This is a genomic window from Bacillus sp. SDLI1 (assembly GCF_001553895.1).
GTDB lineage: Bacteria > Bacillota > Bacilli > Bacillales > Bacillaceae > Bacillus > Bacillus siamensis.
Genome location: NZ_CP013950.1, coordinates 1,120,562 through 1,142,398, shown reverse-complemented (window position 1 = coordinate 1,142,398; position 21,837 = coordinate 1,120,562). Strand labels below are relative to the sequence as shown.

The 21,837-nt window shown below is 48.1% G+C and carries 23 protein-coding genes, 3 pseudogenes and 1 riboswitch; of the genes and pseudogenes, 12 read left to right on the top strand and 14 right to left on the bottom strand.

What is annotated here, in order from left to right; all coding sequences use genetic code 11:
- The first annotated feature begins 6 nt into the window (after nt 1-6).
- Entirely contained in the window at nt 7-363 is a 357-nt protein-coding gene (locus tag AUL54_RS05145) for a YisL family protein (protein ID WP_045925301.1), read from the top strand.
- Nucleotides 364-613: 250 nt separating this feature from the next.
- Here AUL54_RS05145 and AUL54_RS05140 read toward each other — a convergent pair whose 3' ends face one another.
- Entirely contained in the window at nt 614-1,156 is a 543-nt protein-coding gene (locus AUL54_RS05140; RefSeq protein ID WP_060963116.1) for a DUF2777 family protein, read from the bottom strand.
- Nucleotides 1,157-1,330: 174 nt separating this feature from the next.
- Between AUL54_RS05140 and asnB the strand changes: the two genes are divergently transcribed.
- Both asnB and AUL54_RS05130 read left to right on the top strand, forming a co-directional pair.
- Nucleotides 1,331-3,172 carry an asparagine synthase (glutamine-hydrolyzing) gene (gene asnB, locus AUL54_RS05135; protein WP_060963115.1) on the top strand — a complete coding sequence of 614 codons (1,842 nt, stop codon included), beginning with the start codon at nt 1,331-1,333 and terminating at the stop codon, nt 3,170-3,172.
- Nucleotides 3,173-3,256: 84 nt separating this feature from the next.
- Nucleotides 3,257-4,000 (top strand): squalene/phytoene synthase family protein, encoded by a 744-nt coding sequence (locus AUL54_RS05130; protein ID WP_060963114.1) that lies wholly within the window; start codon nt 3,257-3,259, stop codon nt 3,998-4,000.
- Nucleotides 4,001-4,037: 37 nt separating this feature from the next.
- Here AUL54_RS05130 and AUL54_RS05125 read toward each other — a convergent pair whose 3' ends face one another.
- On the bottom strand, nt 4,038-5,405 hold the full coding sequence (locus AUL54_RS05125) for an MATE family efflux transporter (protein ID WP_060965055.1): 1,368 nt from the start codon (nt 5,403-5,405) through the stop codon (nt 4,038-4,040).
- 122 nt (nt 5,406-5,527) lie between these two features.
- Here AUL54_RS05125 and AUL54_RS05120 point away from each other — a divergent pair, with 122 nt between their 5' ends.
- Nucleotides 5,528-6,391: an AraC family transcriptional regulator gene (locus AUL54_RS05120; protein ID WP_060963113.1), complete on the top strand. Its 864-nt coding sequence runs from the start codon at nt 5,528-5,530 to the stop codon at nt 6,389-6,391.
- Nucleotides 6,392-6,532: 141 nt separating this feature from the next.
- On the opposite strand, the gene AUL54_RS05115 is transcribed toward AUL54_RS05120, so the two are convergent.
- On the bottom strand, nt 6,533-7,027 hold the full coding sequence (locus tag AUL54_RS05115; RefSeq protein WP_060963112.1) for a DinB family protein: 495 nt from the start codon (nt 7,025-7,027) through the stop codon (nt 6,533-6,535).
- Nucleotides 7,028-7,081: 54 nt separating this feature from the next.
- Nucleotides 7,082-7,690 carry a LysE/ArgO family amino acid transporter gene (locus AUL54_RS05110; protein WP_060963111.1) on the bottom strand — a complete coding sequence of 203 codons (609 nt, stop codon included), beginning with the start codon at nt 7,688-7,690 and terminating at the stop codon, nt 7,082-7,084.
- A 124-nt stretch (nt 7,691-7,814) separates the two neighbouring features.
- Between AUL54_RS05110 and pdxR the strand changes: the two genes are divergently transcribed.
- Entirely contained in the window at nt 7,815-9,257 is a 1,443-nt protein-coding gene (pdxR, locus tag AUL54_RS05105; protein ID WP_060963110.1) for a MocR-like pyridoxine biosynthesis transcription factor PdxR, read from the top strand.
- Nucleotides 9,258-9,264: 7 nt separating this feature from the next.
- Here the strand turns inward: pdxR and AUL54_RS05100 are convergent, their stop codons facing one another.
- The 4 genes and pseudogenes from AUL54_RS05100 to AUL54_RS05085 form a co-directional block, all read right to left on the bottom strand.
- The gene (locus AUL54_RS05100; protein ID WP_060963109.1) at nt 9,265-9,891 is read right to left on the bottom strand and encodes a pentapeptide repeat-containing protein; all 627 of its coding nucleotides are present in this window, start codon (nt 9,889-9,891) and stop codon (nt 9,265-9,267) included.
- 183 nt (nt 9,892-10,074) lie between these two features.
- A pseudogene (locus AUL54_RS21630) lies at nt 10,075-10,241 on the bottom strand (GNAT family N-acetyltransferase); the annotation flags it as partial.
- A gap of 76 nt (nt 10,242-10,317) precedes the next feature.
- Complete coding sequence (locus AUL54_RS05090; RefSeq protein WP_060963107.1) at nt 10,318-12,159, bottom strand: bifunctional homocysteine S-methyltransferase/methylenetetrahydrofolate reductase; 1,842 nt, start codon at nt 12,157-12,159, stop codon at nt 10,318-10,320.
- A gap of 89 nt (nt 12,160-12,248) precedes the next feature.
- A riboswitch (SAM riboswitch) is annotated at nt 12,249-12,370 on the bottom strand.
- Between the two features lie 100 nt (nt 12,371-12,470).
- Complete coding sequence (locus AUL54_RS05085; RefSeq protein ID WP_060562135.1) at nt 12,471-12,962, bottom strand: YajQ family cyclic di-GMP-binding protein; 492 nt, start codon at nt 12,960-12,962, stop codon at nt 12,471-12,473.
- Between the two features lie 99 nt (nt 12,963-13,061).
- Between AUL54_RS05085 and AUL54_RS05080 the strand changes: the two genes are divergently transcribed.
- Nucleotides 13,062-13,958, top strand: a complete 897-nt coding sequence (locus AUL54_RS05080; RefSeq protein ID WP_201025258.1) for a CvfB family protein — start codon at nt 13,062-13,064, stop codon at nt 13,956-13,958.
- A 170-nt stretch (nt 13,959-14,128) separates the two neighbouring features.
- Here AUL54_RS05080 and AUL54_RS21110 read toward each other — a convergent pair whose 3' ends face one another.
- Together AUL54_RS21110 and AUL54_RS05075 are read right to left on the bottom strand one after the other, a co-directional pair.
- Nucleotides 14,129-14,251: a DUF3941 domain-containing protein gene (locus AUL54_RS21110; RefSeq protein ID WP_101605560.1), complete on the bottom strand. Its 123-nt coding sequence runs from the start codon at nt 14,249-14,251 to the stop codon at nt 14,129-14,131.
- Between the two features lie 49 nt (nt 14,252-14,300).
- Nucleotides 14,301-15,151, bottom strand: a pseudogene (locus AUL54_RS05075) (DegV family protein).
- A gap of 125 nt (nt 15,152-15,276) precedes the next feature.
- Here AUL54_RS05075 and AUL54_RS05070 point away from each other — a divergent pair.
- Nucleotides 15,277-16,119, top strand: a complete 843-nt coding sequence (locus AUL54_RS05070) for a YitT family protein (RefSeq protein WP_007610547.1) — start codon at nt 15,277-15,279, stop codon at nt 16,117-16,119.
- A 14-nt stretch (nt 16,120-16,133) separates the two neighbouring features.
- Nucleotides 16,134-16,595: a BsuPI-related putative proteinase inhibitor gene (locus AUL54_RS05065; protein ID WP_007409142.1), complete on the top strand. Its 462-nt coding sequence runs from the start codon at nt 16,134-16,136 to the stop codon at nt 16,593-16,595.
- Between the two features lie 36 nt (nt 16,596-16,631).
- Here the strand turns inward: AUL54_RS05065 and AUL54_RS05060 are convergent, their stop codons facing one another.
- The 3 genes from AUL54_RS05060 to AUL54_RS05055 form a co-directional block, all read right to left on the bottom strand.
- A complete protein-coding gene (locus AUL54_RS05060) occupies nt 16,632-16,829 on the bottom strand; it encodes a DUF3813 domain-containing protein (RefSeq protein ID WP_003155097.1) in 198 nt (65 codons plus the stop codon).
- Entirely contained in the window at nt 16,829-16,978 is a 150-nt protein-coding gene (locus AUL54_RS21470) for a hypothetical protein (protein ID WP_003155094.1), read from the bottom strand. Before AUL54_RS21470 ends, AUL54_RS05060 begins: the two co-directional genes overlap by 1 nt.
- A gap of 85 nt (nt 16,979-17,063) precedes the next feature.
- Nucleotides 17,064-17,876 (bottom strand): Cof-type HAD-IIB family hydrolase, encoded by an 813-nt coding sequence (locus tag AUL54_RS05055; RefSeq protein ID WP_029973157.1) that lies wholly within the window; start codon nt 17,874-17,876, stop codon nt 17,064-17,066.
- A gap of 120 nt (nt 17,877-17,996) precedes the next feature.
- Here AUL54_RS05055 and AUL54_RS05050 point away from each other — a divergent pair, with 120 nt between their 5' ends.
- Together AUL54_RS05050 and AUL54_RS05045 are read left to right on the top strand one after the other, a co-directional pair.
- Nucleotides 17,997-18,764, top strand: a complete 768-nt coding sequence (locus AUL54_RS05050) for a prolyl oligopeptidase family serine peptidase (protein ID WP_007409140.1) — start codon at nt 17,997-17,999, stop codon at nt 18,762-18,764.
- A 62-nt stretch (nt 18,765-18,826) separates the two neighbouring features.
- Nucleotides 18,827-19,135 (top strand): metal-sulfur cluster assembly factor, encoded by a 309-nt coding sequence (locus AUL54_RS05045; RefSeq protein ID WP_003155088.1) that lies wholly within the window; start codon nt 18,827-18,829, stop codon nt 19,133-19,135.
- 73 nt (nt 19,136-19,208) lie between these two features.
- Here AUL54_RS05045 and fosB read toward each other — a convergent pair.
- A pseudogene (gene fosB / locus AUL54_RS05040) lies at nt 19,209-19,629 on the bottom strand (metallothiol transferase FosB).
- 219 nt (nt 19,630-19,848) lie between these two features.
- On the opposite strand from fosB, the gene AUL54_RS05035 reads away from it, so the two are divergent.
- Together AUL54_RS05035 and AUL54_RS05030 are read left to right on the top strand one after the other, a co-directional pair.
- Complete coding sequence (locus AUL54_RS05035) at nt 19,849-21,285, top strand: FAD-binding oxidoreductase (RefSeq protein ID WP_060965054.1); 1,437 nt, start codon at nt 19,849-19,851, stop codon at nt 21,283-21,285.
- Nucleotides 21,282-21,824, top strand: a complete 543-nt coding sequence (locus AUL54_RS05030; protein ID WP_016938260.1) for an MFS transporter — start codon at nt 21,282-21,284, stop codon at nt 21,822-21,824. Before AUL54_RS05035 ends, AUL54_RS05030 begins: the two co-directional genes overlap by 4 nt.
- Nucleotides 21,825-21,837: the final 13 nt, after the last annotated feature.

Below are 21,837 nucleotides of genomic sequence, written 5' to 3'. Positions count from 1 at the left end.
AACATAATGACACATTGGCATATTACTTCATGGGTCGTTGCGCTTATCCTGGTGTTTGTCAGCTACGGGCTGTACGGCTCCGGAAAAGCGAAGGGCGCAAAAATAACGCATATGATTCTGCGCTTATTCTACATTATTATTATTTTGACCGGCGCTGAACTGTTTGTCCGTTTTGCGAATTGGAACGGAGAATACGCCGGAAAAATGCTGCTCGGCATCATTACCATCGGACTGATGGAAATGCTCGTCATCCGCAAGAAAAAAGGCAAATCGACCGGAGGACTGTGGATCGGTTTTATTATCGTGCTCATCCTGACGGTGCTTCTCGGCCTTCACTTGCCGATCGGCTTTCACATATTTTAATCAATCGCTTGAAAACCCGGATGCAATCCGGGTTTTTTTATTTATGCATACATTCTGCGCAACTGTGCCGCTGAATGAGAAATGCCGTGACAGGGGGATGTTGATGAGGCGAAGGAGATGTGCAGGATGCCAAAAGCGTCAATCACTCTTGTGACCGCAAAAGCTACGGCTGTGAAGGGTAAAAGCAAACGCCGGGCGTCAATCAGCGTAAAAAACAGGCGGCACCTATTTAAAAGGCACCGCCTGTTTTTTACGCTGTTCCGCCGTGTTTGGCCGCTGAATACATAATGGAGCGCCGCCCGTCAGATGCCGTCCATTCAAATCTGTCATGCTTACCCGGGCTGCCGCGGTGATGCTGCAGGGCGCATTGGGCGTCATCTGCCGAAAAGTGATAAAACGAGACCCCTTCACCGGAAAACAGCGTCTGATTGTAGGAAAATACGCAATCATATACAGACAGGCCGAACCCGTGCAGATGGCTGAGAAACAGCAGAAACGTTTCATCGTCCAGCGAATCGAGCAAGGTTAACAGCGGCCGTTTGACTGCCTTCTCATATCGGATCTCTTCTCCGCCGAACAGGGCAACCGTGTCTGCGCCGATTTCGGCTGAAGCGCCGTGAATCCGGGCTTGCTGCCATCTGCCGTCACGTTTCATCAAGACGGCGGCGTTTCCTAGACTGTCTGCCAGCAGGATATCACCCTCATCGTTTTCGACGAGACAGATGCCGTCTTCTATTATCAGAGTGCCGCGCCCCCATTTGTTTTTTTCTGAGAAAAGCTGTTTTCGTTTCATATCCGTGCGGTCTCCTTTGTTTGTTTCTTCTCTTCCGTTCTTTCCAAATCAGGCTTGTCTCATACAACTCTTAGTGGGACAAATCAACTATCTGCGTTTCTTTGCATAAACTGGGTAAAGTGCTGATAGAAACGAATTTGATACCGACAGAAATGGGATTGGAGCTGATATCACATGTGTGGAATTGCGGGTTGGGTCGATTTTCAAAAGCAGCTCGTCCAAGAGAAACATATTATGAACAATATGATAGACACTCTTTCAAAACGAGGGCCTGATGATTCAAACGTCTGGGGAGAGCCCCATGTTTTATTCGGACATAAACGACTTTCGGTCGTTGATATTGAAGGCGGCCGCCAGCCGATGGGCTGCACGCATCAAGGGGAAACGTACACCATCATTTATAATGGCGAGCTGTATAATACGGAAGAATTGCGGAGGGAGCTGCAGGCGAGGGGCCACCGTTTTGAACGGACCTCTGATACAGAAGTGCTGCTGCACAGCTATATTGAGTGGCGGGAGGAGTGCGTTGACCGCTTAAACGGTATTTACGCTTTTGCCATCTGGGATGAAAAACGGGAGCGGCTGTTTGGGGCAAGAGACCGGCTCGGCGTCAAACCGTTTTTTTATAAAGAACACGGCTCTTCCTTTCTGTTTGGATCGGAATTGAAGGCCATCCTTGCCCATCCTGATGTGAAAGCCCGCACAGACAGCAGCGGACTTGCGGAAGTTTTCGGGCTTGGGCCGTCCAGAACACCGGGCTGCGGGGTATTTAAAGGAATTCACGAAGTGCGTCCCGCTCATGCGTTCACTTTTTCAAAGGACGGTTTGTCCATATGGCGTTATTGGAATGTAAAAAGCGAAAAGCATACAGACAGCTTCGATGACACTGCAGCTCACATCAGGTACTTATTTCAGGATGCCGTAACGCGCCAGCTCGTATCTGACGTGCCGGTTTGTACGTTTTTGTCTGGGGGGCTTGATTCAAGCGCGATTACCTCGATAGCCGCCGCTCATTTTGAGAAAGAAGGCAGAGATCCCCTCCATACTTATTCCATTGATTATGAGGAGAACGGCAAATTCTTTAAAGCGAGTTCATTTCAGCCGAATGATGACGGCCCGTGGATCGATAAAATGACAGCTGCATTCGGCACACAGCACCATAAGTGTGTGATTACGCAGGATGAGCTGGTTGAACATCTGGAGGAATCCGTTCTCGTCAGAGACCTGCCGGGCATGGCGGATGTTGATTCCTCGCTGCTGTGGTTCTGCCGTGAAATTAAAAAAGATTTTGTCGTGAGCCTTTCCGGGGAATGCGCAGACGAAATTTTCGGCGGATATCCATGGTTTCACACCGCGGCCGAAGAAGACGGATTTCCTTGGATGAGATCCACTGAGGAGAGAATCACCCTCTTGGACGAAAAATGGCAAAAACGTCTGAACCTAAGAGAATACGTAAATGCGAGATATGAAGAAACCATTGCGGAAACGCCGCTGTTAGACGGTGAGACGGGAACAGACAAAGCGAGACGGCAGCTTTTCTACTTAAATATGCTTTGGTTTATGACAAATCTGCTCGACCGCAAAGACCGCATGAGTATGGGAGCAAGTCTGGAAGTGCGCGTGCCGTTCGCCGATCACAGGCTTGTAGAATACGTCTGGAACATCCCTTGGGAAATGAAAATGCACGGCAGCCGGGAAAAAGGCATTTTGCGGAAGGCGCTTGAAGGGCTGCTTCCGGAAGAGGTTCTGTACCGCAAAAAAAGCCCTTATCCGAAAACCCATCATCCGAAATACACGCAAGGGGTCACAGAGTGGCTGAAAACGATTTTGCAGCATAAAGATTCCGTGCTTCACACCCTGCTGGACAGAAAGAAGCTGGAAATGCTGCTGGAGACAGAGGGTTCGTCTTTTCAGGTTCCGTGGTTCGGCCAGCTGATGAAAGGCCCGCAGCTGATCGCCCATCTCGCCCAGATCCATACATGGTTTGAGGCGTATCGTATCGATATAGAAGAATAACAGTGCCGCGACCGGTTTCCGCTGAGGATATCGGTCTTTTTATTGTGAAACATATGGTACACTAAAAAACAGAGGAGTGATACCATGACCGAATACGAAACATGCGCGCAGCTTGCCGAGGCGCACTTTCCTTTATATAAACGGATCTTTTCATCCCTGCCGCCAAAAAACAGACAGGCCGCGTGGGCGGTGCTGGCTTTGTTTCATGAAGCTGAGCAGCTTGCGGATGTCCGTGAGTTTGAGGGATTTGAACAGGCAGCACAAGACTTTATGAACGGGACAGGCGCCGACGGCTTTTTGTGGAAAGCGCTCGCCGATGTGAGGCAGCAATTTGCGCTCGAAGAAGAACCGTTACGTGAGTTTATCGCCGGCCAAAGATCTGACAGAGAAAAAGAGACCTGCCAAGAGTTTAACGACCTGCTGATGTACGCGGGCCAAACAGGCGGAGCCCTCGGTCTGCTTCTGCTGCCGGTTTGCGCCCGCCGAAATCAAGAGAAACTCCGCCATGCAGCCGTTTCATTAGGAGCTGCCATTCAGCTGAGCCGGGTTCTCACCAGGGTCTGTGCGGATGAGCGGATGAAAAAGCGCCTTCCGCGTCAGGTGATGGCGCAATTCGGCTATACGGAAGAAGAGCTGGAGAACCGCACGATCAACAAAGCTTTTGTGAATGTATGGGAGTATATCGCATTCGAAGCCGAGGCGTATTTTGAGGAGGCGTCTGAAGAGCTGGAGCTGTTTCCGTTATACTCAAGGCCCGCCGTTACCGGTTTGCTGGCTCATTACCGGTCAGAGCTCGAAAGCATGAGAAAACGGCTTTCTCAAGCATAAAAAAAACGCCCCGGCTTCATAATGAAGCTTCGGGCGTTTATGCAATCCCTTTTTGAATCCAAATCCGTGACCGCCATCTTCTGTACATGAGAATGCCTCTGACCCATTCATCCGCGATAAATGAAATCCAAATCCCCATAAGCCCCAATCCGAAATGGATGCCGAACAGGTAAGCGAGAGGCAGACCGATGCCCCACATGGAAATCATCGCCATATAGACGGGGAATTTTGCATCTCCGGCAGCCCGGAGCGAGTTGATGATAATGACATTAAATGAACGGCCGGGCTCAAGAATGATCGTCATGGCAATCAGCATGCTCGCCGTCGCAATAATATCAGGGCTGCTTGTGAAAATTCCGATCAGCTGCTTTGAAAACAAGGTCATGATAACCGATGTCATAGCGGCAATGCCAAGCGCCCAGTACAGGCTTTTCATACAGCGGTCATAAGCGTCGTCAAACTGTTTGGCGCCGATGTACCTGCTTATCAAAATCTGGGTGCCTTGGCTGATCGCCGTTCCGAACAGCAGGATAAACATGGTGATGTTTTGTGTATATACCTTTGTTGTAAGCGCCTGGGCGCCCATAATGGCGATAAAATAAGTGACAACCATTTGTGAAATGTTATAAGACAGCTGTTCACCTGCAGACGGAATTCCGATTTTCAGGAGTTTCCGCAAGTGCTCTTTATGAACGTGAAAGATCTTTTTCCATGTAAGACCGAGTCCGATACGTTTTTTGACGATCACAACCATAGCGATCAGTCCGATGATCCGCGCGATGGACGTTGACATCGCAACTCCGGCGACGCCCAGCACCGGCAGGCCGAGCGGCCCGAAAATGACAAGAAAGTTTCCGGCAATATTTAATATATTCATCCCAATCGTAACGAACATCGTATCTTTCGTATGGCCGTAGCTTTTTAAAATGGCGCTGAACGTCATAATCAGTGCCTGAATAAATGACAGCCCGCCGACCACCTGCAAAAAGACTTTGGCATCCGGCATCAATTCATCGGAAAGACCCATGACATGAAGGAGCGGAACAGCCGAGAAAAACACGGCGGCGCTGATGGCGAGACTGATGACGAAGTTCGCTCCTATCGATACATAAGCCACTTCCTGCGCTTCTTTTTTCTGTTTAGAGCCTAAAAACTGCGAAATTACAATTGTCGTACCCGTTGCGATAAAGCTGAACATCACGATAATTAAATTTAAGATCTGATTGCTGACGCCCACGGCCGCCACACTGTTGTCAGAGTATTGGCTAAGCATAAGAGTGTCGGCGTTTCCCATAAACATATATAATGAAACCTCAATAAAAATCGGCCAAGTCAGCGCGTATAATGAGAGTTTGTGATCAGAAGATTGTTTGAATGCAGCCCGTTTTAAAATCGCTTGTTTCATTTCTTTTAACCCCTTTCCTGACAAAATCAACGTTTAACAGTGTACCTCCATTTTCTTATAATAAAAAGGGAGAGAAACGAAACTTCTTGCAAAAATCCGACTTAAAAAGGAGGGCCGAAAATATGACCTTTCTCGAGTTCACAGTCCCTCCGTTCCCGGTCTTTATCGCTGCGGGAGAAGGGGTGTTCAAAAAAGGCGAAACCCATGTGAGACGGGTCTTCCCGGTGTTTGATCTGCTGTATGTGAAAGAAGGCGTCCTTCACATTACAGAAAGCGAAAACGCCTTTTCCGTTGAAGCCGGAGAATATATTCTGCTCTCTCCAGGCCTTGAACATTACGGAACAAAAGGCAGTGAAGAAACGACCTCCTATTTGTGGCTTCATTTTGAGGGAGCGGATTATGAGGTGGCGGAAACAGCCGGTAACAACTGGGCGGAGCTGAGGCGGAAAAAAGGCAGTTTTGAAGAGCCGGCCCGCTACCGTCTGTCCTTGCCGCAAAAAGGAAAAGTGAGACGCCCGCAGTTTATGGCCGGGCAATTCAGTGTCCTGACAGATGACAGCGCTGAGAACTCCGACCTGCCGCTGAGAAAGCAAATTTTGTTTGAGGAGCTGCTGCTTCACCTTCAAAAGGAAGCGTTCCAAATACCGTCCGCAAAGGAAAGAGTCGCATGGGAGGCCGCCCGGTACCTGCAGGAGCACTATCAGGAGAAAACAACCATCAAAGCGCTCTCTTCGGCTCTTCATTACAATCAAGACTATGTGACCCGCTGTATGCAGCAGGTGCTCGGCGTCACGCCCGGCCAGTATACGAACAAAGTCAGAATGACGGAGGCGAAGCGTCTTTTGTCCGCAACCAATGACAAAATGGGGGCGATCGCGGACGCCATCGGCATGGAGGACCCGACCTACTTTTCTAAACTGTTTAAACAGATTGAAGGCATTTCGCCGCTTGAATACCGCAAATTCGTAAGCCGGAAAACGGACTGACCTAATACCAGAGAACAGAAGGGATCAGCAAGCATGAAAATAACAATTTACGACGTGGCCGAAAAAGCGGGCGCTTCCAGCTATGCCGGATGATGATAGATTTGAAGTAAAAAAGCAAAGGCTCAGCCAGCCTTTGCTTTTTTATGATTCGTATGAAAAAAAAATGTAGTCAGTCGGCACGCCTTTATATCCCATTTGATGAAGCATCGCGGTTATATTGCCGCGATGGTATGTGCCATGATTCACAACATGGCGGATCACATCGGCATATGTCGTCTGGAGCGATCCCAGACGCGGGTGGGAAATGGAGATCGGACTTTCCGGGTTCTCCAATTCTCTTAAAAATTTGTTGTATTCTTTGTCCAGCTCAGTCATTCTATGTTCAATCGCCGCAAAATCTCCGCCGAGCTTTTCAAATTGGTCAAATTGCGAGACGATTTGTTCGTAAGTTTCTCCGTAAAGCACATGAAGCCAAATGTAATCAGCCCGGTATATATGCACAAGCACGGCGTTCACAGTCGGAAAAACACTTTGCAGTTTCTGCTGTAAGCTTGCAGCGGGCAAGGTCTTCAGATGCTGGAGGACCTCCTTATTCGCCCATCTGTGATAGTGATAAAGCTTTACAATGTCTGACACTCCAATTCCCCCTTTTCCTTTCGATACATTCAACATGGCTTGGGAGAATTCCTTTTATCTGAGCAAAAGCGCCGCAAAATAAAAAGCCGCACCCCACATCACTAATGCCGAGCATTTATTCAGGATGCCGAGCAGCTTGCCGCCTGTATCCGCTGTTTGAACGAGCCGTCCCGCAAATGCCAGTCCGGCGAACCATACCCAGGACACCGCGATACAAGCACCGGCAAACAGCCATTTATCAATTCCCGGATAGGCGGCGGAGCTTGTGCCGATGACACTGACGGTATCCAAAATCGCATGAGGGTTCAAAAGGGACACCATGGCGGCTGTGGCCGCCTGTTTTTTCGCCGTGAAAACCGTTTTTTCCGCCTGTTCGGCCTGCGGCTTGCTTCGCCATGTCTGCCAGCCTAAAAAACTGAGAAACAAAAAGCCGCATATAAGCATGACGGTCTGAAAGAGGGGAATCTCTGCAATAATGACTGACACGCCTGCGACGGCGGCGCTGATGAGAATCGTATCGCATATCGCGGCAACTGTGACTGCGGGAAACGCCTGCCACACATGTTTCTGCCAGGCTCCCTGCTGAAAAATAAACACGTTTTGCGCGCCCAATGGCAAAATAAGACCGAAAGCGAGCATCACTCCGTGAAGAATAGCATTCATGTCGTAAACTCCTCCAATCATCAACTGAAAACTATTGTAAACGCCCCGTGTGCGGATGTCTCCGGCCATTTGGCTGACGCTTGAACCAGCCAAATGTATAATGAGTAAACAAGGAGGGATTCGTATGAAAAGCTGGCGTCCGGATCGTGAGTCATACATACCGCTTTATCTTCAGATTGAACAGCATATCAAAGAAAAAATACTTCATGGGGAATGGACGATCGGCACGAAAATTCCCTCGCAAAGAAAGCTCGCCGAGGAGCTTCAAGTCAATCGAAGCACAGTGACGGCGGCAATTGATGAGTTAATCGCCCAAGGTCTTCTGGAAGGAAAAAGAGGGGGAGGCACAAAAGTCGTCAACAATACGTGGAGCATGATGGCGGCGGCTAAGCCGCTTGATTGGACCGCATATGTGACATCGGGAAGTCATCAGCCGAATTCAGCCTTGATTCAGGCCATTAATCAAAACGAGCCGCGTCCGGATCTGATCAGGCTGGGGACAGGTGAGCTGAGTCAAGAGCTGCTGCCTGAGCAGGAGACGGCGGAACTGTTTCGTGAAGCGGGAACTAACATTTTTGCGCTCGGCTATGAAGAACCGAAGGGCAGCCTTCAGCTTCGGCAAAGCGTTGCGGAACATTTAAAAACAAAGGGGATTCACGCGTCCCCGGCCTCCATCGTCATCGTCTCGGGCGCGCTGCAGGCGCTTCAGCTCATTTCAATCGGGCTGCTAAAACCAAACTCCGTCATGCTGACTGAAAATCCGTCGTATCTCCACTCCCTGCGCGTGTTTCAATCAGCGGGCGTCACGCTTAAGGGAGTGCCGATGGATGAGAACGGAATCAAAACGGACCTTCTTCCCGCTTACCGTCGGCAATACGAAGCGGGACTGCTGTACACCATTCCGTCATTCCATAATCCGGCGGGAACGGTGATGTCACTTAAGCGGAGAAAGGAACTCATCGCACTTGCAAGAAATCACCGCCTGCCTGTCATTGAAGATGACGCATACGGTGATTTATGGATCGATAAAGAACCGCCGCCTCCGTTAAAATCGATGGATGGTGAGGGGAATGTGCTTTATATCGGCACACTGTCAAAAACCGTAAGCCCGGGTCTGCGCATCGGATGGGTCGTCGCCCCTGAGCGGGTTGCAGACAGGCTCGCCGATATTAAAATGCAGACGGATTACGGTTCCAGCGCTTTATCTCAATGGGCCGCATGTCAATGGCTGTCAAGCGGCCGCTATGAAAAGCGTCTCTTGCGTCTCAGAAAGGAACTCAAAATCAGAAGAGATGCGGCACTGCGTTTTCTTGAAAGATACGCGGGAGATATTGCGGAGTGGCGTGTGCCGGAGGGAGGGTTTTATATTTGGGTCACCTTTCATCAAGCGTTCGCCGTTCAAACGTTTTTCACCCGTGCCTTGGATGCCGGCGTGCTGATCAACCCGGGCGCTCTTTATCTTCCCGAAGACCGGAAAAGCCTGCGTCTTTCCTATTCGTACGCATCCTTACCGGACTTGGAAAAAGGCATTCAAACGATAGCGGACATCGCCCGCCGTTTCGTTTGATAAAAGGTCACGTTACAATGGCTCCGAGCGCTTCTGCGAATGTAACGGCATGCGCCGGAGAGATTCGGCATCCTTTCAGCTTATCAAGTGAGATGTGCAGGTGATCAAATGTGCACGTGCTGATATCCATGTTAAAAAGGGATGTGCCGATGAAGTTCGCGCCGTTCAGATCACATGCCTCAAGATCTGTGTGTTCAAGCGCGGCATCATTCCACTCGCTTTCTGTAAGAGCACACGTGTCGAACCGGACATGCTTCATATTGGAATAGCTGAAGGAGCTGTAATTTGCGAGGCAGTCTTCAAACCGTACATTGCGCATGGCAGCATCGGCCAGATTCAAACCGAGAAGTTTTGAATGCTGAAAGACTGTTCTATGGATGATGCTTCCGCTGAAATCTGCGTTTGAAACATCACATTTTTCAAACAAAACATCCGTACATTCCATATGTCTGAAAGAGACATCTGTAAAAACGGTATTTCTGAAAATGACTTTTTCGGCGCGCAGGCCGTGCAGTTTGCCGCTTATGATGCCGTTTTCAATGACCGCTTCTTTGATCTGATCGTCCTGAAGCGCTTCAGCGAAAGAAAGCACCGGCAGCTCTTTCGGGATTTTCGGTTTTTGGATCGTATTCATCTCATACTCCCTTTTCATAAAAAATAGCTGATCAGCAGTTGACAGATATCGTTTCATACCCGGTGTCCTTGCCGAATTGCATGTTGCTTTATGAACAAAGGGTAATAAAAAAGCGGGGAGGCGTCAATACGGCAGCTGATGCAAAAGCGCTCAGAGGATGCTTCTCTGGGGGCTTTTTCTGTTTCAGGAGAATTCTTTATACATGATCACATGGGGGGCCGGTGCCGGGTATTCAAAGGGGCCGCCGGTGCTTTTCCAGCCGAGCTTTTCATAATATCCCTTTACGTGACATCTAACGTGCTTCCCGCTTTTTGCGTCCGGTATTCCTCAAGCGCCGCCATGCCGCGCAGCACGTCGTGTCTGATTGCGTACGTGTCTTCTGCTGTGATAAAAAGCCGCCTGTCACATCAGGCGGCTTCTTGATTATTAATGCAAATATACATCGGCCCGCTTTTCATCCTTTTGCTTAATATAAGCAGCAAGCTCTGACGTCAAATCAGACCGGAGAAACGGGGTGATTAAATAAATTCCGTTGAACAGTTCGCACGCAGTGTCAAGAAGCGACTTGGCGATGGCAAGGCCCTCGGCTTTCTGCTTCCGCTTGTCTTCGCCGGCGAGCGCCATTTTTTCGCGGATGCTGTCAGACAGCTTAATGCCCGGGATTTCATGATGAATGAACTCTGCATTGCGGCTGCTCGTTAACGGCATGATTCCGATATACACCGGTGTATTGAGATGTTTTGTTTCATGATGAATGTCAATGAGCTGCTGCTCTGAGTAGACAGGCTGAGACACGAAGTAGTCAGCGCCGCACTCGATTTTTTTCTCCAGCCGTTTTACGGCCTTATCCAAATGACGGACATTCGGGTTAAACGCCCCTGCTACGGAAAAGTTTGTTTTCTTGCCGAGCGGTTTCCCCGATAAAGAAATGCCCTCGTTGAATTGTTTAATCAGTCTGATCAAGTCAAAGGACGTTAAATCATAGACGGAGGTAGCCCCCGGAAAGTCGCCGATTTTTGAAGGATCGCCGGTGATGGCTAAAATGTCGGTAAGCCCGAGCGTATCCAGCCCCATTAAATGTGACTGAAGGCCGATGATGTTGCGGTCTCTGCATGTAATATGGACGAGAGAACGGATATCAAGGCGTTCTTTCAGCAATGAACCGCAGGCGGCATTGCTGATTCTCGGTGTCGCCAATGAATTGTCGGCGAGCGTCAGTGCTTCTATGCCGGTTTCCTTTAATTCTGCCGCCGCTTGCAGAAATTTGTCAAAATTCAATTTTTTCGGCGGGTCAAGCTCTACGATAATTGACCGTTTTTGCGCGGCGATTTCGTTTAAACCCGGCTCGGTCCGTTCATCCCGGACTGAGATGACTTCTTCTTCCCGCCTGATTTTCACTTCTTTATCAGTGACGGGTGAAAGTCCGCGGACCGCTTCAGCCATGGCTCTGATATGGTTGGGCGTCGTGCCGCAGCAGCCGCCGATAATGCGAGCGCCCTGAGTGCGGAATTGTACGGCGCTTTCCCGGAAATAGGCATCATCCGTATCATAAACAAGCCGGCCTTCTTCTAAGGACGGAAGACTGCTGTTCGGATAGACCGATAAATAAGCGTCACGGAAAATCGGCACTTCTGTCAGCGCTTCAATCATGTGGTACGGGCCGAGCCGGCAATTGATTCCCGTTATATCAGCGCCGAGATCGGCAATTGAACTGAGAGCTTCCCGAAGCGGCGTTCCGTCCTGAAGCACGCCCTGCTCGTGCATGGATACGTTCAGCATGATCGGAAGTTCAGTTTCTTTTCTGGCGATCTTCAGCACTTCGCGCGCCTCTTCTAAATCATAGTATGTTTCCAAAAGCAGGCCGTCCGGCTCTTCGTGCAGCAATAAATAAAGCTGCTCCCGAAAGCTGCGTTTAATCTCTTCAAGGCTGTAGGCGTTTTTGTTAAAGGTGCGGATGCCGCCCATCGTTCCCAATACATAAGCGCTGTCTGAGGAAGCGCGCGCGATTTTGACCGCTTCCTGATTGATTTTTTTCGTTTCATCCTCAAGGCCGTATCTGGAGAGCTTAATAAAATTCGCGCCGTACGTGTTCGTCTGGATGATGTCTGCACCTGCTTCCACGTATGCCTTATGTATCCGCTTGATCTCATCGGGCTTAGATACATTCAGCTCCTCAAAACATCTGTCAATGCCGTAGGAGTAGAGGAGAGTGCCCATCGCGCCGTCTCCGATTAAAATCCGTTCTTCTAAGTCTTGTAATAGTCCCATTGTTTGCCTCCTTCATCACATTCAGCAAGGAAAAAAGAGAAATAAAAAAAGTCTTCTTAAGAAGAAGACTTTGTAATCATTTGTCTCTCTTCTTATCTTCCAAGCTGTTTTTAGCTTGCTGGATTTAGCACCTTGGTCATGGTTTGGGTAAACCACTACACCGGTTGCTGAAGCGTCGTCGGGCCAGTCCCTCGGCTTCTCTTGATAAGAACGTTCATGTAATTGTCATGGGTTTCCAAAACTTAACTGTGAAAATCCCTTTCTCCAAATTTACCGAAAATAGAGACAATAATCAATAGGAATCACATAATTTATCTGAAATTAATAAATTGAACGTCAATCGGCAGGTCTGCTCCGCGGACAGCTGCAATAATCTGCTGCAGATCATCTTTATTTTTTCCGGTGACGCGCACTTGGTCATCCTGAATCTGCGACTTAACCTTCAAGCCGGAGTTTTTAATCACCGCGTTGATTTTTTTGGCGTTGTCTTTATCAATCCCCTGTACAAGCTTCGCGCGCTGGCGCACCGTGCCTCCCGATGCATTTTCGATTTTGCCGTATTCAATGTTTTTCGTCGGCACGTCCCGTTTAATCAGCTTGCCGCTCAGCACATCCTTGAGCTGATTCAATTTAAACTCATCATCAGAAATCAGAACAAGTTCTTCCTTTTCTAAAGTCACATCGCTTTTAGATCCTTTAAAGTCATAGCGCGTGCTGATTTCTTTCAGCGTCATCTGAATCGCATTCTGCACTTCAGGAAATTCAACTTTGGATACAATATCAAAAGAACTTTCTTTTGCCATGAGAAAACCTCCTATAACATTTCACTTATGTGTTGATTATAGTAGAATAAAGAGAAATGTCCAACAGCACAAAGCATGAATTTGTGCGAATTGGAAAAAATGAGAAAAACATCAGCCTCTGACGGGCGAAGCAGGAAGGACGATAACATGAAACCAGGGCAGCAGCTCACGCTTAGTATAGATCACCAGACCGATTTCGGTTATTTTTTAACGGACGGCGAGGATACGGTTCTTTTACATAACAGTGAAATCACGGAAGATATCGAAGACAGAGATGAAGTGGACGTATTTATTTACGTCGACCATCAGGAAAGACTCGCGGCGACGATGAAAAAGCCGCTTATCAGCTTTTATGATTACGGATGGGTGGAAGTGACGGACGCTGTGGAAGATATGGGCGTATTCGTCGACGTCGGTCTGTCAAAAGACGCGCTTGTCGCAACGGAGCACCTGCCTCCGTACAAATCCGTCTGGCCGCAGAAAGGCGACAGACTGTATTGCATGCTGAAGGTGACAAGCCGCGGACGCATGTTTGCCAAGCCGGCGCCGGAGGATATCATCAGCGAATTATTTACGGATGCAGAGGAAGACGTCATGAATAAAGACTTGACAGGCACGGTGTACAGACTGATCGCATCTGGCTCTTTTCTGATTACAGATGAAGGCATCCGCGCGTTTATTCACCCTTCAGAAAGAAAGGAAGAGCCGAGACTCGGCAGCCGCGTGACAGGGCGTGTCATCGAGGTGAAGGAAGACGGGTCCGTCAACATGTCGCTGCTGCCGAGAAAGCAGGACGCGCTTTCGGTTGACGCAGAAGAGATTCTGACCTATCTGAGATCAAGAAACGGCGCAATGCCTTACGGAGACAAAAGCCATCCTGACGATATCCGCGAACGGTTTCATTTAAGCAAAGCCGCCTTTAAGCGGGCGCTCGGGCACCTGATGAAAAACGGCAAAGTGTATCAGGAAAACGGCTGGACATACGAAAAACAATAAATATTCTGCAAAAACATCGGTGAACAAAAACCGATGTTTTTTATTTCCTCAAAATCCGCTATATCCTGCATTTATTTATCAGATCCGCCGGTTTACTATGTAACTGGCGAACTTATGGCCGTACAGAAAAAACAGCCCTCTTTTTCTAAGGTAAGAGGGCTGTTTTGCATTTACAGATGGTCCGGTTTTTTTGAATTCTGGTTTTTTCCCGCCTGCCGGTTTTTTTCGGCAAGCCGGTTCTTTTTTTGATTTAAGGCGTTATGATCCAGCGGTTTTTTGTCATCATCTTTCATATGGCAAAGCCTCCCTTCTTTACGATAGGATGCCCGCCGGCATTGGAAATTATGGCTTCAGGAAAAAAATCGCGAGCGTTCCCGGACCGGAATGGGCGCCGATGGCGGAACCGATTGAATGAAGAATGATCTCTTTCGGACCGAACGCATCTTCAATCATCTCTTTCATGCGAAGCGCCGTCTCTTCATTGTCGGCATAGCTGATTCCGACTGTTTGATCCGGCCAATCGCCGCCTTCTTCCTTCATCATTTCTAAAATCCGTTTAAACAGTTTCTTCTGTCCGCGCAATTTTTCGAGCGGCACGAGTCTGCCGTCAGCCACATGCAGGATCGGTTTGATGTTCAAAAGCCCCCGACAAAAGCGGACGTTTTTGAAATTCTGCCGCCCCGCGCGAGATAAGCGACATCATCGACCGTAAATATATGTTTCATCCGTGCGCAAAAGCTCTTTACAGACGTTTCGATTTCTTGTATTGTATTCCCGTTAACACAGAGTGTTTGCGCGTGCATCACCGCAAGGCCGCAGCCCAATGAAGCGCATTTGGAATCTACAATCCGTAAATCAAAATCGGGAAATTCCTCTTTTACTTCATTGGCGATCATCACCGCCGTCTGATAGGTGCCGGAAAGACCTGAGGAAAAGGCGATGTATATCGCCGGTTCTCCCAGTTCCGCGTATTGTAAAAATACTTTTTTTATCGTATCCGGTGATGCCTGGGATGTTTTCGGAACTTTCCCGTCCCGCATCGCTTGAAATATATGATCCGCCTGAATGGTGACCGTGTCCTCATATTCGTTTCCGTCAAGTGTTACGTGCAGCGGAATGAACCCGATCCGGTTTTCTTCAATATAAGATTTCGGCAGGTCAGAGGCGCTGTCAGCAATAAGGTGAACTGTCATCATAATTCCCTTCTTTCCGATTGGTGAGAGTGATGCCAACTATATCATATAAATGTGGCAAAATAGTGTTCAAAACTTTATTTTAAGGGAAAAGCTAATAATGAAAATGAGCGGAGGAGCAAGCCATGGTACTAGAACAAGCAAAAAAATTAGCAATCGTCGTCATCGGCGCGTTTCTGTATGCGGCGGGACTGAATTTATTCCTGATACCGGCGAATGTATATGCCAGCGGTTTTACCGGTGTCGCCCAGCTGCTGTCAAGCGTCGTTGATCAATACGCCCCCTTTTATATTTCGACAGGAGTTCTCATGTTCCTCTTAAACATTCCCATCGGTGTGTTAGGGTGGCTGAAAGTCGGCAGATCATTCACCGTATACAGCATATTAAGCGTAGCGATGACGTCCGTCTTTATGGGAATTCTCCCGGAAATGAGACTGTCGCACGATATTCTTCTGAATACCGTATTCGGAGGAGTCATCTCAGCTATCGGCATCGGTTTAACGCTGAAATTCGGCGCTTCGACAGGCGGTCTTGATATCGTGTCGATGGTGCTGGCCAAATGGAAGGATAAACCGGTCGGCACATATTTCTTCATTTTGAACGGGATTATCATTTTGACGGCAGGATTATTGCAAGGATGGGAGAAAGCATTATATACCCTTGTCGCTCTGTATGTCACAACAAGGGTGATTGACGCCATTCACACCCGCCACATGAAACTGACCGCCATGATCGTTACGAAAAAAGCCGATGAAATCAAAGAAGCGATTTACGGGAAAATGGTCCGCGGCATTACGACGGTGCCGGCAAAAGGCGCTTACACAAACGAACAGAAAGAAATGATGATCATCGTCATCACGCGGTACGAATTGTATGACCTCGAGAAAATCGTGAAAGAAGTCGACCCGAAAGCCTTCACAAACATCGTGCAAACGACGGGGATCTTTGGTTTCTTCAGAAAAGACTGATAGGAGCGGATAGAATGAAGTGGCTGTTTGGCCTGTTATTACCGGTCATTTTACTGATCGGATGCAGCAGTCAATCCGGGCAGAAGGAGCCCGCTGAGGAGGTATCCGGAGAGATGAATGAACAGCAAGCGGAATTAGCCGTAAACCCTGTGCAGACGGATCAGCAGATCGAATTTCAAATGTCTTTAAAAAACAAGAGCGGCAGCCCGATCGATTTCACATTCAGCTCAGGGCAGAAATTCGAATTGACCGTACATGACCAACATCACAAAGAACTGTACCGCTATTCAAAAGACAAAATGTTTACTCAGGCGTTTCAGACCGTGACCTTAATGCCGAATGAAACGTATGACTTTTCAGATGTGTGGAAAAACGTGCCCGGTCCGGGAACATACACGGTGACGGTGACGTTTTTAGGGAAGTCCGATCAGATCGGAAAAAGGCTGAAAACGGTAAAAACATTTGAAGTGAAATAAAAAAGCGGCGCCCTCGTCTAAACGGGGCGCCTTTTTTTATTGCAATTTCTCCAGCTGATCCTGAAATTGGTGCAGCTGCTGACGTTCTGCATCCGTCGAATTGGCGTACGCGGAAGACACGGCGTTTTTGGCGCGTGAGACGGCTTTTTCCTGATCGCCGTCCTCGAAACCGTTAGCAATCATGACGGCCTGCTGGACAAATGACTTGGCTTGAGAAAACAGTTCGTTTCTCATTAAAAGTCAACCTGCCTTTCAGCCGAATCTTTTGCTGCATCATGCTGTGCTTCCTCTAATGTAGACCGATATGGAAATCTTGCGTCATGAAGACTGACAGAGTCCTTGCCTTGCTGAATAAACCGTTTTGATTTGTTTCGTTTACCCATTGCAATGTCCCCCTTCCATATTTAGACGAGATGAGTCGTCTGTTTTAGTATGGGCGGAAGGCTTTGTGTTATGAGCGGCAAAACCTCACAGGGAGAAATAGGATTTTAAAAATTCGGCGATTCCGTCCGCTTCATTTGATCCCGTGACGCGGCCGGCGGCCTGTTTGACTTCATCCGTGCCGTTTCCCATCGCTACGCCGCACCCGGCAAATCGGAGCATTTCAAGATCGTTGTCTTCGTCGCCGAACGCGATGATCCGTTCTCTCGGCACTTGGTAATAGTCGCTGATTTTCTTCAGGCCTACCGCTTTATTCATGCCGTGTTTAATAATTTCAATCACATGCCAAGGAGCCGCCCATCTTCTGTGGTCAATGACCTCGGCGTGCACATCGGATAAATGCGCGCGTATGTCCGCGACGTCCTCTTCCTTTGCATGTATCAATACGGACGTCACATCTTCTTGGACTGTTTCGCGCAGATCGCCGAATGTGACATTCGCCGTATTCATATGAAACGCCTCAATTAAATGCTCATCATGATAATGGAAGTACACATCATCAATGATCTCAGCGAGCACATTATGTATTTGATAGGTCTCTGTAAGTTCGGCAAGCTGTCTGACCACATCGACAGATAAGGACGTGTGGTATCGTCCCCATGACTCGTCTTTCGGGTGGTGGACAAATGCCCCGTTAAAATTGACAATCGGCGTTGTCAGCCCGAGCTCGTCATAATACATCGAACTGGAACGGAAAGGGCGGCCGGTTGAGATGCAGACATGATGACCCGCTTCTTTCAGCGTCTGAATCGTCCGCGCCGTTTCAGGGGAAATGGTTTTATCATCTTTTAATAAGGTTCCATCCAGATCTAAAGCGATGAGGTAAGGTTTTGTCTCCATAAATAACTCCTTTTGTCATGTAATTTGCTGTTTTTCTCTTATGTACAGTGTAGCTTTTTACCATCTTTATTGTCTACATGTTACACTTATGATTATGGTTATCCTAAGGAGGGAGTCAACGTGATTCTTATTGATCATCAAACCGTATCAGGCATTCCGTTTTTACATATTGTAAAAGAAGAAAATCGGGACCGTCCCGCTCCCCTTGTTTTCTTTATTCACGGTTTTACAAGCGCGAAGGAGCATAATCTTCATTTCGCTTACCTGCTTGCTGAAAAGGGCTTCAGGGCGGTGCTGCCGGAAGCTCTTTACCACGGTGAACGCGCTGAACAGCTGTCAGCAGAAGAGCTCGCCGTCCATTTTTGGGACATTGTATTAAATGAAATCGAGGAGCTTGACGTGCTGAAAAAGGATTTTGAAGCGCGCGGTCTGATTGAAGACGGGCGGATCGGTCTTGCGGGCACGTCAATGGGCGGAATTACGACATTCGGCGCGATGGCCGCGTATGATTGGGTCAAAGCCGGCGTCAGCCTGATGGGAAGCCCGAACTATACGGCGTTTTTTCAGCAGCAGATTGACCACATTCAAAAGCAGGACATCGACATTGACGTCACAAAAGAACAGGTCGATGAACTGTTTGCGCGGCTCAAACCGTTTGATCTCAGTCTGGAACCGGAAAAACTCCGGAGCCGCCCGCTGCTGTTCTGGCACGGCGTTCAAGACAAAGTCGTTCCGTATGCACCGACCCGCGGCTTTTATGAAACGATTAAACCTCATTACAGCAGCCGGCCTGACCATCTTCAGTTTCTGAAAGACGAACGGGCTGACCATAAAGTCCCGAGATACGCCGTTTTAGAAACCGTCGCCTGGTTCGATAAGCATTTATAAAGCACAAAGGTGTTAACAAAACCCGCTTTTACGTTATACTGAGGAAAAAGGAGTGATGGAACGTGGAAGAAGCATTAAAAGAAAACATCATGGGCGCCTTGGAGCAGGTTGTTGACCCTGAGCTCGGCGTCGATATCGTCAATCTCGGCCTTGTATACGACGTTGATATGGATGACGACGGCCTGACGCACGTTACGATGACACTGACATCAATGGGGTGCCCGCTCGCTCCGATCATCGTCGACGAGGTGAAAAAAGCGCTCGCCGACATTCCGGATGTAAAAGAGACGGAGGTCCACATCGTCTGGAATCCGCCGTGGACGAGAGACAAAATGTCACGCTACGCGAAAATCGCATTAGGGATTCAGTAATAAGAAAATGCACCCCGGATTTTAGGTACACCCTAAAGTTTGGAGGTGCTTTTCTTTTGTCTGCATAAAACCTTTATATATAAAACGTCATATGGGGTTTATCTTTTTTGTAATAAGACAGTCTGTCTTGGAGTGTGCCTGTGTGGAATTCAAATTTATGTCCATCGGGATCAGTAAAATAAATTGATTTTTGATCCTGCTGATCTCGGGGCCGTCCGTTTAATATATTTACATTTAGATTTTCCAGCCTTTGATGTATTGCATCAAAATCTTGGATCAATTGAAAAAGCCGTATGTGTGTAGGATTTATGTATTTCATTCCTTGGAATATCTTCCTCTAAGTTCAGTGCAAGCCAAAGCCCATTCAGATCAAAATATGCTGTTTTTTGCCCTTTCACCAGGAGCTGTGCATGAAATACTTTTTCATAAAATTCTATGTATTTTTCCAAATTTGAAACAGAAAAAAGAAGATGATTGATTCCTTTTATGTTCACGTTCCCACCTCATTTAACATGTTTATTATATATAAAGAGTATATACCAACTAAAAAAATTTCGGCGGTCGCTGAGGCCGGCGTGCGGAAAAAAGGGCAAATTACTAAAAAAACTCCGAGTGTTCCAGCATTCGGAGTTTTTTTCGGTATCGGGATAAAAAGGAAAAAAGAGGGCGGAAGTCGTGATATAATAGACCGGCTGCACGCGAGGGAGGAACATATGAAGAAAAAAATACTTCTCATTATCCTTAGCATCCTTGTTTATACGGCGCTGTTCGCTGTTTCTGTCTTCCACAAAGAGCAGCATCAGCAGGCGGGAACAATGACGGATGTCAGCCGTCTCATGCCGGTGAAAATTAAGCAGACGGTCAAAGGAAAAGAGAAAGAAACATTGGTCGAAACGATTAAGGAAGCAAAGAGAAAGCATCTGAAGATCTCGATTGCAGGCGCCCAGCACTCAATGGGCGGCCAGACGTATTATGAAGACGGTATCGTTCTCGACATGACGGGATACAACAAAATACTCGGTCTCGACCGAAAGAAAAAAATCATCAGAGTGCAGGCGGGGGCGACGTGGAATGATATTCAGCGGTATGTCAATCCGTACGGGCTCGCGGTAAAGGTCATGCAGTCGCAAAACATCTTTACGATCGGCGGCTCACTGAGCGCCAACGCTCACGGCCGGGATATCCGGTACGGCTCGCTGATTGATACGGTTAAATCGTTTCATCTTTTAAAGGCGGACGGCAAAATCGTTACGGTCACCCCGAAAGATGACCTGTTTTCAGCCGTCATCGGCGGGTACGGCCTGTTCGGTGTGATTCTTGACGCAGATATTGAGCTGACAGATGATGAGCTATACGAAATGAAAACGAAACGCATGAACGCTGATACATACAGTCAATATTTTACCCGGCATGTACAGCACAATCCTGCCGTGCGCATGCATCTTGCGCGGATTGCTACAGGGGATAAAGGCTTTTTACACGAGATGTATGTGACTGATTACACGCTCTCAGACAATCAGACTGAATTAAAGCAGCACAATGAACTGAAAGAAGATGAGCATCCGGCGCTGACGAAATTCGCGCTCGGCCTCTCCCGCCGGTATGACTGGGGAAGAAATTGGCTCTGGTCGGCCCAGCAGTCTTATTTTCTCAGCCAAAACGGCGTGAAAATCTCCAGGAATAATGTCATGAGGTCAGAATCGAAATTTTTGGAGTATGAAAACCCAGACAACACCGACGTGCTTCAGGAATACTTCGTGCCCGTCGGCGAATTTGCGCCGTACATTCATGATTTGCGCACGGCGCTGTCACACGAAGATCTCAATCTCGTAAATATTACGATCCGCTACGTGCAAAAAAATGAAAAAGCCGACCTGTCATATGCAAAGGATGATATGTTTTCGCTCGTTCTATTAATCAATGAAGGGTTTTCGAAAGACAGTCAGGCGAGTGCGGCGCGGATCGTCAGAAAAATGACGGACACGGCATTGCGCCACGGCGGCAGCTATTATCTGCCGTATATGCTGTACCAAACGAAAGAGCAGATGCGCAAGGCGTATCCGAAGACCGACATGTTCTTTCAGAAAAAGCGCAAGTATGATCCGGATGACTTATTTATGAATTATTTTTATCAGAGGTACAAATCATGAAACACAATCATTTAAAATGGCTGATCCTGTCTCAGAGCAGTGTCTTTTTTGCCGGCAGCCTGATCTTTCCTTTTTATATTTTATTTATTAAAAACATCGGTTCCAGCTACACGCAATTCGGTTTGTCATACGGCTTGTTCGGCCTGAGCGGCGCTTTGATCCATCCGCTGCTCGGCCGGCTGTCGGCAAGACTTGATCCCCGCTGGTTCCTTATGGCGAATTCGTGGGGCATGGCGGTGCTTCTCCTGACGCTCCCGCACATCACCGGCGTGCACCAGGTTTATGTTGTGCAGGTGCTTTTAGGCCTGTTCGGCGCCATGCAAAAACACGGCGAAAAAATAGTGATCGCCGATTACACCGACGGCGGGGAGCGGGGGAAAAAAGTCGGCAGTTATCATTTTTGGACGGCTGTATTTTCCGCTGCCGCCATCATTCTGGGCGGCTTTCTCGCTGACTTCTTTACGGTTCACATTATTTTTTACGCAAGCTCTGTGCTGTTTTTTATAAGCGGGCTGATGATGCTGAAGAAAACAGGCTGATCAAATCAGCCTG